Origin of the sequence: Segatella copri (assembly GCF_002224675.1) — a bacterium.
GTDB lineage: Bacteria > Bacteroidota > Bacteroidia > Bacteroidales > Bacteroidaceae > Prevotella > Prevotella copri_U.
Genome location: NZ_NMPZ01000017.1, coordinates 1 through 12348, shown reverse-complemented (window position 1 = coordinate 12348; position 12348 = coordinate 1). Strand labels below are relative to the sequence as shown.

The following is a 12348-nucleotide window of genomic DNA, read 5'->3' as shown; positions in this document are numbered from 1 at the left end:
GGAGTATTCTCCGTTTCATATATTATATGAATAGAAAAGTAACATTATTATATATCTCTTTGGCTTGCGTGCTATCTATGCAAGCTCAGACCCGCCAACAGATGGGTGGAGTCTATTATGCTTATCCGGAAGGCCCTTCTGCCAAGACTGGAACTTTTGGTACGGCTACTTATGTGATGTCTGATTCTCTGAATGTTCCTCAGGGATATGCACCCTTTTATATCAGCCATTACGGTCGCCATGGTTCCCGTTGGATGCCGAAGGATGACCGGTATGTCTGGATCTGCAAGCATTTTGAAGATGAGAGTAATCTCACTCCACTGGGTTTGCAGGTGAAGGGAATGTTGCAGCGTGTATGGGAAAATGCCAGAGGTAACGGTGGCAGACTGAGCAAGCTGGGTGCTCTTCAGCATCAGGGCATCGCTCATCGTATGTTTGAGCGTTATCCGCAGATCTTTGCTGCGGGCAATGCGGTAAAGGCTCGTTCCAGTGTGGTGGATCGATGCGCCAAGAGTATGCAGGCTTTTACTTCGGAGTTGCATACCCTCCAGTCAGGCTTGAATCTGGATGTCAAGACCGATTCTGCCGATATGGCTTGGATAGCGTATGTCTCTCCCGAAGTGAAGGATTTGGAGAACCGTACCCATGTGCAGGCTCAGGTTTCACCTCGCCGTTTCCTTCTTCAGTTGTTTAAGGATGTCTCTAAGGTGGATGAACCCCTGAAGCTGATGACCGAGATGCATACGGTGGCTTCTTCCATTCAGGATGTAGGCTTAGATTTCTCTTCTTATCCGCAGGATATAGAAGATGGCTTGAATGCACTTTTCACCGATGATGAGTTCCGTGCCATTTATGAAGCCAATAACCTTCGGATGTCCATCAACAATGGTACCGTTGCTACGAATGAGGATATTCCTGCCCGTAGTGCAATCTCCTTATGGCAGAATATCGAGGCTGAGGCAGATCGGGCTTTGCGTTCTGTTAAGTCATCGGCTACACTTCGCTTTGGTCATGATACAGCCCTTTATCGTCTCTTGTCTCTTCTCTTCGATGTAAATGTTCCTCCGGCAGGAGCACGTGAAGAGGCTGGTCTGGTGGTTTTGGGAGATGAAATGGAAAAGATGGATCGCGTGGTTCCGATGGCTGCCAATCTCCAGATGATATTCTATAAGAATGCGAAGGATAGCGTGCTGGTGAAGTTCATGCTCAATGAGCGGGATGTCATGCTTTCTCCCGTAGGTCAGGTGATCTATGGTACGCATTACTATTCCTGGAATGCCTGGAAGCAGGAAATGCATGAGCGGATTCATCGCCTGGAACATATCCGCCAGCTCAATGCCATCAATACGATGGTGGGTACGGCACAGGCAAATACCCAGACTGCGGGCATGTTCGGAAAGGGTAGTGAGGAACATGGACAAACCATCCCTGCAGTTCTCGTTCCGAATGGTCAGAACTTCTGGACTCCTCAGACGCAGGATACAGAGCAGAAATGTATCGCACCTTATTATTATAAGGATACCCATCTGCAGGGCTTCCGCTGCAGCCACTGGCTGGTGGGCGGATGTACGCAGGATTATGGCTCTTTCACGGTGGCAGCGCTTGGTGGAAAGCTCCGCCTTCAGCCAGAACAGAGAGCTACGGCATTCAGTCATGAAGATGAAGTCTCTCATCCTCACTACTATGCTGTCCGCCTGAAGGATGAACATCTGAAGGTAGAGATGACAGCCTTGAGTCATACCTCCTTTCTCCGTGTTACTCCGGAGCAGGATGAGCTGGTTCATCTTGTCATCAATCCGAACAGCGATGAAGGACAGGGATACATCGAGATTGATACCATCAATCATATTGTCTATGGTTATAATCCGGTGCATCGCATCTATCAGGGATGGGGAAAACCGGCTGGTTTCTCCGGACATTTCGTCTTGGCTTACGATGAGAAGGACCTGGTGGATTACGGTGTTTTCGAGGGCGATAGGAAGATGGTAAGAGGTTTGAAGGTGCAGGGCAAACTACGCATTGGCGCCTGGCTCACCTTCCGTGGCAGATCGGGTAAGGCGATGGAGTGGATGTCGGGTACATCCTTTACATCCCGCGACAATGCAGTGGAGAATCTCAATGCAGAAAACTATATGTATGGTGGATTGGACTTCAACAGTATGATGGAGTATGCTGCCGGAATCTGGTGTGACCGACTTCATACCATTGATGTGGAAAGCAAGGATGCTGGCAAGGTCAACCAGTTTTATGGTGCTCTCTACCGTGCATCCTTCCTCCCTCATGAAATGAGTGATGTGAATGGCGATTATCCGGAGTTTTCTACAGGTACCGTGAAGATGGGCAATGCTACCCTGAGTTCCAAGGGTTATGCCGTTCCTGCCTATTCTTATCTCCGCAAGTATGGCGATTTCTCCATGTGGGACATCTATCGTGCAGAGTTGCCGCTCTATAGTCTCATCACTCCGAAGATGTCGGGCGAGATGATGCAGTCTCTGGTTCAGATGTACAAGGAGGGTGGCTGGATGCCTATCTTCCCATGCTGGAACAGTTATTCGGCAGCGATGATTGGCGATCATTCGGGTGCGGCTCTTGCCGATGCGTATGTCAAGGGCATTCGCAATTTTGATGCAGCCAAGGCTTACGAGGGAATGCGGCTCAATGCTTTCTCTACTCCTTATCTGGCGAAGGATTATCGGGATGGAAAGGGCCGCCGTGCCATCAAATCGTATATGGATAATGGCTATATTCCGTTGGAGGATATGGTGGAGGAAGCCTTTCATACCAACGAGCAGACTTCCCGTACCCTGGAATATGCCTATGATGATTATGCCGTGGCACAGATGGCGAAGGCTCTGCATGATTCCTGTCAGGATGCTACTCTGCGACAGAAGTATCTGGAGGATTACAACGATCTGATGCGCCGTTCCGAGAACTGGCGCAATGTCATCAATCCTGCTACGGGATGGGCGGATGGCAGATACGAGAACGGAAAGTGGGAGAATAATGAAGACCTGGTGCACCGCAAGAGTTACATCACCGAGGGTGCTACCTGTCATTATACCTGGTATGTTCCGCAGAATCCGGAAGGGCTGTTTGAGGTTATCAGAAACAGCAAACCGATGGATAAGCAGGAAAAACAGATAGAAAAGGCGGAAAGAAAGATGGAGAAGAAGGGCGAAACTCCTATTCGCAACGAGAAGGTGATAGCCCGACTGGACAAGATGTTTGATAACGGATGGTATTGGCATGGTAATGAACCTTGTCATCAGGTAGCCTATCTTTACGATGCTGCCGGGGCTCCTGAGAAAACGCAGGAGCGGGTGCATCATATTCTCCAGACCGAGTATAATGATACGCCGGGCGGATTGTCGGGAAATGATGATGCAGGACAGATGTCGGCGTGGTATGTGTTCTCGTCTATCGGATTCTATCCTGTATGTCCGGGTACACCTTATTATTATATAGGTACTCCAAGCTTTGACAAGGTGACTCTGAATCTGGAAAACGGCAGGAAGTTCATTCTTTCTGCGGATGGAGTGTCGAAGGATGCTTTCTATATCCAAAAGATGAGCTTGAACGATAAACCGTTTTGGGGTTACAAACTGTCGCATAAGGATATTTTGAATGGTGGTAAACTTAAGTTTCAGATGAAAAAATGACAGAGCATATTACTTTCTTTATTTATGGATTGTGCGTGATGTTCTATTCGATGATGGTTTGGATGTTCTATCGAAAGAACAAGGAAAAGCTTTCTAGATTAATCACTTGTCTGATGGCTATCTTGGATATGGAATGCCTGAAGGACTTGTTGCTGTTTGTGGATGGCATTGGTGCGCAATCGACTATTTGGTATCTGATGAATGCTATAGATATGGTCATCATACCTTTCTACATGTTCGTCTTGATGGAGTTGGTGAAGCCAGGATGGCTTACTTGGGGCAAAGGCATTTTGCATGAGGCAATCTTTATATTGCCTCTAGTCGTGTATGCTTTCACTCGCAAGGTTTGTTGGTTTGATGTTCTTGCTGGTTGCGGTGCCGTTTATGGAACCGTCACTTATGTGCTGATGTTCTTCTATATTGCTCGTTATCAGCGCCAGCTCAAGGAGCGTTTCTCTTATCAGGAAAATGTCAATCTCCATTGGCTCAGGGGCATTCTCACTTGCTTCTTCATCATTCTCATAGTTTGGACGGCGAGCTGCTATATGTTTGATGTAGATTTCGACAATGCTTATATGCTCTGTTCGTTGGTTGCGTGGATGGTAGTCTCTTACTTTCTGTATAGGCATGAGTCTGTGTTAGATGAGTTGCAGGAGCCTGATGCAACACAAAGTGATGGAGATACAGGTAAACCGGTATTGGAGGGAGACATATCTGCGATTATCAACAAATTGTTTGTCGAAGAAAAGCTGTTCCTCAATCCACGTCTTAAGTTGTCGGATGTGGCACGGCTTGTGGGAACGAACCGTACTTATCTCAGTAGATTTTTCAATAAGGAAAATGGATTGACATTCTATGATTATGTGAATAATCTCAGAATCAAACATGCCGAAGAGCTCTTGCTGACCACTCAACACTCCTTGGTTGAGGTAGCTGAGAAATCGGGTTTCAATTCGCTCTCCACTTTCCGAAGGGTCTTTGAGGGTAGCCATCATTGTACTCCTAATGCTTTCCGCAGTGTTCACCTTCCCAAAAAGGAGGAGTGAAAATGGATTGATAATGAGCTGATTGTATGATTTGACGTGTCGTTTTACGGAATGACACGTCATTTTTTTTACGCTATGGTTTAGCATTTTTACCCTTTGAATCCTGATTTATCGACAAAAACGCTACCTTTGCAATATCAGAAATGATAATGATATTGAAAACCTTTAATAATATAAACGAACGTATGAAGAAAATCTTAACTCTATTTGTAGCTCTTATGCTTGTTATAGTAGCGTATGCTCAGGCAAATTTGCTAACCACGCAGTTGGTTGTAGATTTGAAAGAAGCAGGTACACTCTATGATATGTTGCCGGATGATCAGCGCCCCTTAATAACTAATCTAAAAATTAAGGGACCCATCAACGGAACGGATGTGAAATGTCTGCGAGAAATGATGGGGAAAGAAGACAATCTAGGTAGTTATAATCTTTCTGTTAAAGAAGATTTTGTTAGTTCTTCGGAAACCGCGGAATCAAACTTGAAAATATTGGATTTGAGTGAAGCTAGCATCGTCGAGGGTGGTGATGCTTATGGAACTATTCTGACAGGAAGTCCTATGGATCAGACGAAAGCTCCGTTGTATTCAGCCAATAATACCATAGGCTCATATATGTTCAGTGGATGTGCAAGTTTAGAGAATCTGATGCTTCCTTCGTCCGTGCAAGTCATAGAAAGTTATGCTTTGGCAGATTGTGCTTCCCTTATTTCCATTACCCTTCCTGCGGATCTTATGGCGATTCCTAAAGGAATGTTGCGTGGTTGCGAATCTTTGGAACAGTTTGATGTGCCTTCTGGTGTTTCTGAAATAGGAGACTTCGCTTTCAAGGGAACAGGTCTTAAAAGTTTTACTTTTCCTGAAGCTATTACGGTAATTACTCCGATGCTTTCTGGAGCTGAAAAATTAGAGTATATAGTCATCCCTTCTACGGTTACTTCTATCAAATCAAATGGTATGACGGGAGCATTTGCTGGTCTAAAAGCCCTTAAGGAATTAAGAATTCCTGAAAGTGTGACGGGGAATTTGAGCGATTATATGCTTAGTGGCTGTGAATCTTTGGAACGACTCTATATCCCAAGTAAGGCGGTTCTTACGTGGTACACGCTTCGGGGAATGAAAACATTGAGTGATATGTATGTCTATAGTGAGATGCCCCAGAGTCTCAATACGATGTTTTTCCAAAATTCGTTCAATTATAAGAAGACTGTACTTCATGTGAAAAAAGGTTGCAAGGCTGCTTATGCTGCTGCTTATTATTGGAAAGATTTCAAGGCTATTGTGGAGGATGCCGATGACGAGAGTACTGGCATTGCTAGTGTACTGATATTGGATGAGAAACAACCGGTAAGCACTTATACATTGGATGGCAAACGAATCGTTGCTCCTCGTCAGGGTGTTTGTATTAACAAGTATGCTGATGGTAAAGTGAAGAAAGTTTTGTTGCGTCAACGCTAATCGAAATTAAATAAAAAAGGTTGGCTACTTTTTTACGTTAATGCTTCTTGTTTTTTGCGACTTGAACATTGTTGTAAGATAATTTGTAGTTACTTTGCAACCAAAACTTATTGATAATAAAGTTTATTCAATCTAAATATTATATTTATGAATCTATTTAAAAATCTACGTTCTAAAGGTAACACTTATGAAGGACAAGGTGATGAGCGAAAAGGTTTCATTGATAATGTCTTTATAAATCTAGAGAAAGGATGCCTAGTTCACAGACATCCTTACGACAATTTATCTACTCATGCCAAGGTTACAGTTCAAGAGGGACAACAGATGGTTTTTATGTCGGAAGGAATGTACTCCGACTTATTGAAGCCAGGTGGTCATACCCTCTCTACTAATAATATTCCTTTTTTGGAAAAAATAGTAAATATTCCATTTGGTGGGGAGACTGCGTTTAAAACCTCTTTGTATGTTGTAAGTACTATAAGACATCGCTTTGCAGGTGATGATGCTGGATGGGGTGTCGGTCTTACCATTCGTGATTATTCTTTGTGTGATGAAGGATTGACAATCAAAGTTGGTGCTTTTGGTAGTTATGAATTTCGAATTACTAACGCTATCGCTTTTATTAGAGAATATGTAGGAACAGAGCATGATGTATATTTGGAAGATTTTGCAGATGAATTCTCTTCAGCGGTCTCTCAAAGAGTAACTTCTGTTATTAGTCAATATTTTAGTCAGAAAAGAGTTGGCGTTACAGAAGTCAATAATTATCTCCTTGATATTTCTGATTATGCCCGTAAGCATATTAATGAGTATTTTGAGGAGTATGGCTTGGAGCTTACGAAGTTCGATGTGGAGGGAATAAATCCGCATGAAGATGATTCCAACTATCAACAGATTCTTCAAGCTCAGTCTGAGGCAGGTTCAATGGATTTGGAAAGCCGTGCATTGGCTAGAAAACGCCAACGTGAAGGATACTCTTATCAGCAGGAGCGACAGTTGGATGTAATGGAAACTGCTGCTGGTAATGAGGGAACAGCAGGCAATATAATGGGAGCAAGCATGGGACTCGGAATGGGTGTTGGCATTGGTAATGTCTTTGGAAGTCAAATAGGAACTGTTGCACATAGTGCTATGTCTGGAGTTCAGGCTCCACCTCCACCACCCCAGTCCATGCAAATATATGTTTGTCTCAATCAGCAACAAGCTGGTCCTTATGACTTGCCTATTTTGCAGCAATTGGTATCGCAAAATCTTTTAACTCAACAAACGTTGGTATGGAAGGCAGGGCTTCCGTCATGGGTGGCAGCTGCTACTTTGCCAGAATTGGCGGTGTTGTTTACGTCTGCCACCCAAGCTCCACCACCTGTTCCTCCTGTACCTCCTGTTGTTCACCCGTAAAATAAGTTTAAAAATGAAAGAAAATCCGTTTTATTCATGGTTAACTCCTTTGCTCGCATTTGGGGTTACACTGTTGGGATTCCTGCTTTTGATGCCAGATTCCCCTACAGCGTTTTATTGGATTAATATGCTCTATACTTTCTTCTTGGAAGCCTTGTTCTTCGTATGGCTTCAAAAGGGGCATGCAGAAATAAAGAATATAACGAAGCAGACTCCTTATTTTAAAGTCTTCCTAGGTATTAGTACCTTGTATTATATTGGTGCTGCGTTTTTATGGATGATTTATTTCTTTTTGTGTGGTACTGAGCTGGGGCGTCAAATTCTCTGTATTCATTTTGATCTTCCTGAAATAATAGCAATATTTCCAGAAATGTCGATTCGTCTTTATCTTTTTGGAATATTGGCTCTAACAGTGATTTGGGTGGTTGTTGCAAGTATAGTAGGACGACATGACGTGGAATACAATGTGCAACAAATTCAATTAGAAGAGAATACCAACGATGTTAGAATGTTGGTGAAAGAACTGACAGAAATGGCAGAGCAACATATGACTTCCGACAGTGAAAGAGAGTGGAAGAAGTTAATACGTGAAGCAGAATCTATAATACCTTCTGAGGTGGTGAACGAACGAACTCGTTTGCTTTCAAAGGCAAATAGATTACTTAACATAAACTAAACGATAGATAAGATATGGCACAGTTAAAAATCCAAAGATGTAAAGTCTGCACAAGTCCATTGCCTGTAGGCATTGCTAAGTGTCCTAAATGTGGAGCGGAACATCAGTTTGTTCCAGAAGTGGTTAATCCTTTGTTATTTTCTGCAAGTCAAGCGGAGAATCTGAGAACGGCTTTTGAGACTGATCCTAAGAGTAACCCTCGTGATGTGAACTCATTGTTCGGAAAAGGCTTGGTTTATTTATCTTTACAAAACTATGAGTTGGCAAGTCTTAATTTTAAGACGGCAGTCGATTTGACTCCGAATGATCCTGATGTTTATTATTATTATGCATTGTCTCTTTTTGCTCATCGTTCACCTGTGCTTTTGTCCGATCTTGAGGCTGAACGTATAGAAATGTGGTTGCAGACTGCTATAAAGATTTTACCTAAAAGAAAATATCTTATTTTAGAGCTGCTTCTCCTTCAAGGTGCATTTAAGGGTAAGGGAAAGGCAATCCCTGCCGATAAAAAAGAACCAGAGCAATTGTTGTTGCAAGCCAAGCAAACTGTTCAGGAGGAGGATGAACTTTACGAAATCGAGCAGCATGTCCTGATTACTGATGAACGCAATTTGGAGTTTGTCAGTCAGTTGCGAGGCAAAGACGGGGAATCTCATTCTAGTGATGATATTCTTAAGCAAAGTATGTGTTGTTATGCCAATGTATGTACTTATCCAAAAGGACATGATGACGAGGTCATAACTGATGATGGTGTCGCAAAATTAATGAATCCATCGGAGAGAAAAAATTTCTTCTTGGGCATCAGTAAACCGGAAGAACCTTGTTTGGAGAAAAAAGATACTTTTGTGGAGCCTTGTTGGGTCTGCTTGAAAAGCTTTGCAGTTGGTTTTGCAGTATGGTTTGTGTCTGTTATTATTCTTTCCTTTACTGGATGGCTTGATGGAGCGAAAGTAGATAGATTTACTCCAGGTGATACTGTAGAGAAATATAAGGAGAACCATATTGTTGTGGGATATTTCTATGATGCTTCGGATGGTAGAGTGAATGTATGGCATGAACCTACTGAGGAGGAAATCGCTTCTTTGCCAGCGGAAGTAAAACAATGGGAAGTTAATGGAATAGCAAGTGGGTGGCGTTTTCTGGCAACTATTGCTCTGTTCTTTTTTGGACCGTTGATATGGATTAGTAGAACATTCTTGAGTTTCCGAGAGACCATCCTTTCTAGAAGATATACAGAGCGAAGAAATGTTCGAACAATGGCCGATTATCAGGAGAGGTTAACTTGTTTCTTGCAAAGGCCTACTGTTGCGGAATATATGAAGTTCTGCCAGTTGTTTGCAGGACCTAATGCAGGGTTGGTTAATCAAGGTGATTTTGTTTCAAATGCATTGCGTCAAGCTCATATTTCAGAGAGAGATGTCACCAAAGGTAAGGTATATTTCTTTAATGGTTTCTTTGATGCTAGATTATCGTCTCCTGGCGAACCACAAACTATTTTGAGAAAAATGAGAATTAATGTGGCGATAGCAATGCCCGATCGCGTGCTCTATATGCATGGTGTTTGGGATACTTTAGAGGATGAAATCCCAATGTTGCGACGTGACGATCTTTTGTATAGTCTGATAGCTATGTTTAAGAAAGAGGATGGACAAATTTCTATCGTTTCCAATACTGGCGTTAACTTGGCACCTATTGTTACAGATAGTTCGGGATTGCCTTGTTTGTTCCAGTATCAGTCGTATGATAGTCAGAATGTTTTGACATATAGTAGAACTCGTACAACCAATTGTGCCGATTTCTATACGTCTCTGATTGATATGCACGGACGTTATAACAAACAAGGTGCATAAAGATGGAGTTCTAAGATAATCTATCAATTTATATATAGTAAAAGAATCTGTCAGAAACAATCTGAACAGGTTCTTTTACATATTTGTTCTTTTAGTCCTTGTTGCTTCCTCCGAAGATGCGGAGCAGGTAGAGGAAGAGGTTGATGAAGTCGAGATACAAAGTCAAGGCTCCGATGAGAGCCAGCTTCTGAGCACCCTCGCTCATATCGTACTGAGTCTGGAGCATCATCTTGATCTTCTGGCTGTCCCAGGCTGTCAGACCCACGAAGATGGCTACACCCGCATAGCTCAAGATGTATTCAAATCCGGAACTCTTCAGGAACATATTAACTACGGTGGCAATAATCAGACCAATCAGCGCCATAAAGAGAATCTTGCCGAGAGAGGTGAGATCCTTCTTGGTGGTGTATCCGTAGAAGGCCATCGCTCCGAATGTGCCGGCGGTGATGAAGAAGACTTTGGCAATGCTGGTCATTGTATATACTGCAAATACCGAAGATAGCATCGCTCCATTCAGTACCGAGTAGATGATGAAGAGCAGAGTGGCGGTACTCAGCGACAGGCGGTTCAAGGCTCCGGTGATGATGAATACCAAAGCGAGTTCTGCAATGATAAGACCGAAGAGCAAACCGCGGCTTGTCATCAGAGTCATCAACAGGGTAGGACTGCTGGCAACGCCGTAAGCAGTAACACCGGTAATGACGAGTGCCAATGTCATCCAAGTATAAACCTTGCGCATCAGTGCGGAGAATACACCGCTTAATCCACGCTCTTTCTCGTTGACAGCGAAGCCGTTGCTTGACTGTCCGTTCTGACTATTTATCAGATTGTACATTTCTTTTTCTGTCATAATTCTAATTTCTAATTTAGTTGATCTTTTATTGTTTCTTGATGGCAAAGCTGATTATGCCACAATATAACGGATGCAAAGATAATGCCATTTATTGAATCTGCCATTATATCTGCTCATTATTAACATTTATTCCGTTATTTTACGTATCAATGCGTAGATACTATGGTTACTTACGATGTGTCAAGACGTCAGTGAGAGGTCGTCATGATGGTTCTGGCAGGTTGAAAGTAGGCTTCTTTCATTTATTGCCTGGTTATGGCAAGATATTGCCCCTTGCAAGGGCAACTTTGTGCCATTGCCAGGCAAGAAACGATACGTCGGGAGAAAGGATTCCCCAGGACTGTCATTTCGATTCGACCACTCCTCTCGCCCAGTAATCATGGGGCGATTTGCTCGTAAAAATACTACTCTCGCTTTTACTCTTCACTCTTCACCAAACAGGCTGAAACCCCGATAAACACTAGGGGTGTGGGAGGTGAAGAGTGCACCGCCACTCTTCACCACTCTTCACCGCTCTTCACCGCTCTTCACTTATCGTAAGGCTCCGCTATTTTTTCTTCCTAGGTCTGGTCATCATTTATGTCAGGGTCTGGTCATCATTTATGCTAAGGCTTGGTCATCATAGATGACGGAACCTTTGCCTGCCTGATATTCTTTTTCTCTAAAATGGTTTGGATGAAGAGTGGTGAAGAGTGGTGAAGAGTGCACCACCACTCTTCACCGCCTACAATCCCTGTGTTTATCGGGGGGTCAGCCTGTTTGGTGAAGAGTGAAGAGTATTTTTGAAAGTAGTTCTCTATTCATTTGGTAGAAAAGCCCGGAATGCATCTTCTTTTATGTGTGTCCGAACACAAACGTTCTTTCGCGCGTATATATATAATTAGGAGAAAAACGGATTTAAAGCAGGAAAAGTGTTTATGAGTGTTAAATTTGGAGGGAAAATGCAACTTTCTTCTCGAAAAATTTGGTGGAATGGAAAATAGTTAGTACTTTTGCACTCGCTTTTGAGAAATCAAGTATTACTCTAAGCAACTAAAGAAAGAGTTCTTTGAAAGATTTTACATAAACAGACAAGTAGTACAAGAAGCGGTTAACTTCTTAGAAATAAGAAAGTTGACTGGGTAAAAGAAACGAACCGTCAAGTAATTGACAAGTCAGGTTTACTAAGCTTCAATAAACGAAAAGGATATTCGTCCTAAGTACAGACAACAAACACTTCGCTATACTTTCGGGTTTAGCAAAGTAAAAATGATATTTTACAATGGAGAGTTTGATCCTGGCTCAGGATGAACGCTAGCTACAGGCTTAACACATGCAAGTCGAGGGGAAACGATAGAGAAAGCTTGCTTTTTCTAGGCGTCGACCGGCGCACGGGTGAGTAACGCGTATCCAACCTGCCCATCACTTGGGGA

The 12348-nt window shown here is 43.0% G+C and carries 7 protein-coding genes and 1 rRNA gene; 7 read left to right on the top strand and 1 reads right to left on the bottom strand.

The window, feature by feature from the left end; genetic code table 11:
- Window positions 1-26 precede the first annotated feature (26 nt).
- From CFT61_RS10760 to CFT61_RS10735, 6 genes are all read left to right on the top strand, one after another.
- Entirely contained in the window at window positions 27-3659 is a 3633-nt protein-coding gene (locus CFT61_RS10760) for a GH92 family glycosyl hydrolase (protein ID WP_089544434.1), read from the top strand.
- Window positions 3656-4705, top strand: coding sequence for a helix-turn-helix transcriptional regulator (locus CFT61_RS10755; RefSeq protein ID WP_089544433.1), 1050 nt, complete (start codon window positions 3656-3658; stop codon window positions 4703-4705). Before CFT61_RS10760 ends, CFT61_RS10755 begins: the two co-directional genes overlap by 4 nt.
- A gap of 149 nt (window positions 4706-4854) precedes the next feature.
- Entirely contained in the window at window positions 4855-6159 is a 1305-nt protein-coding gene (locus CFT61_RS10750; protein ID WP_176425578.1) for a leucine-rich repeat domain-containing protein, read from the top strand.
- Window positions 6160-6306: 147 nt separating this feature from the next.
- On the top strand, window positions 6307-7557 hold the full coding sequence (locus CFT61_RS10745) for an SPFH domain-containing protein (protein ID WP_089544431.1): 1251 nt from the start codon (window positions 6307-6309) through the stop codon (window positions 7555-7557).
- 13 nt (window positions 7558-7570) lie between these two features.
- Entirely contained in the window at window positions 7571-8233 is a 663-nt protein-coding gene (locus CFT61_RS10740; protein WP_089544430.1) for a hypothetical protein, read from the top strand.
- 14 nt (window positions 8234-8247) lie between these two features.
- Window positions 8248-10083, top strand: coding sequence for a tetratricopeptide repeat protein (locus tag CFT61_RS10735; RefSeq protein ID WP_142990614.1), 1836 nt, complete (start codon window positions 8248-8250; stop codon window positions 10081-10083).
- Between the two features lie 91 nt (window positions 10084-10174).
- On the opposite strand, the gene CFT61_RS10730 is transcribed toward CFT61_RS10735, so the two are convergent.
- On the bottom strand, window positions 10175-10933 hold the full coding sequence (locus CFT61_RS10730; protein WP_233546962.1) for a Bax inhibitor-1/YccA family protein: 759 nt from the start codon (window positions 10931-10933) through the stop codon (window positions 10175-10177).
- Window positions 10934-12194: 1261 nt separating this feature from the next.
- Here CFT61_RS10730 and CFT61_RS10725 point away from each other — a divergent pair.
- Window positions 12195-12348 (top strand): 16S ribosomal RNA (locus tag CFT61_RS10725); the annotation flags it as partial.

Bases quoted from the DNA above. Each gene is read 5' to 3' on its own strand.
- CFT61_RS10760 (WP_089544434.1), top strand. From the start codon at position 27: ATGAATAGAAAAGTAACATTATTATATATCTCTTTGGCTTGCGTGCTA.
- CFT61_RS10755 (WP_089544433.1), top strand. From the start codon at position 3,656: ATGACAGAGCATATTACTTTCTTTATTTATGGATTGTGCGTGATGTTC.
- CFT61_RS10750 (WP_176425578.1), top strand. From the start codon at position 4,855: ATGATATTGAAAACCTTTAATAATATAAACGAACGTATGAAGAAAATC.
- CFT61_RS10745 (WP_089544431.1), top strand. From the start codon at position 6,307: ATGAATCTATTTAAAAATCTACGTTCTAAAGGTAACACTTATGAAGGA.
- CFT61_RS10740 (WP_089544430.1), top strand. From the start codon at position 7,571: ATGAAAGAAAATCCGTTTTATTCATGGTTAACTCCTTTGCTCGCATTT.
- CFT61_RS10735 (WP_142990614.1), top strand. From the start codon at position 8,248: ATGGCACAGTTAAAAATCCAAAGATGTAAAGTCTGCACAAGTCCATTG.
- CFT61_RS10730 (WP_233546962.1), bottom strand. From the start codon at position 10,933: ATGACAGAAAAAGAAATGTACAATCTGATAAATAGTCAGAACGGACAG.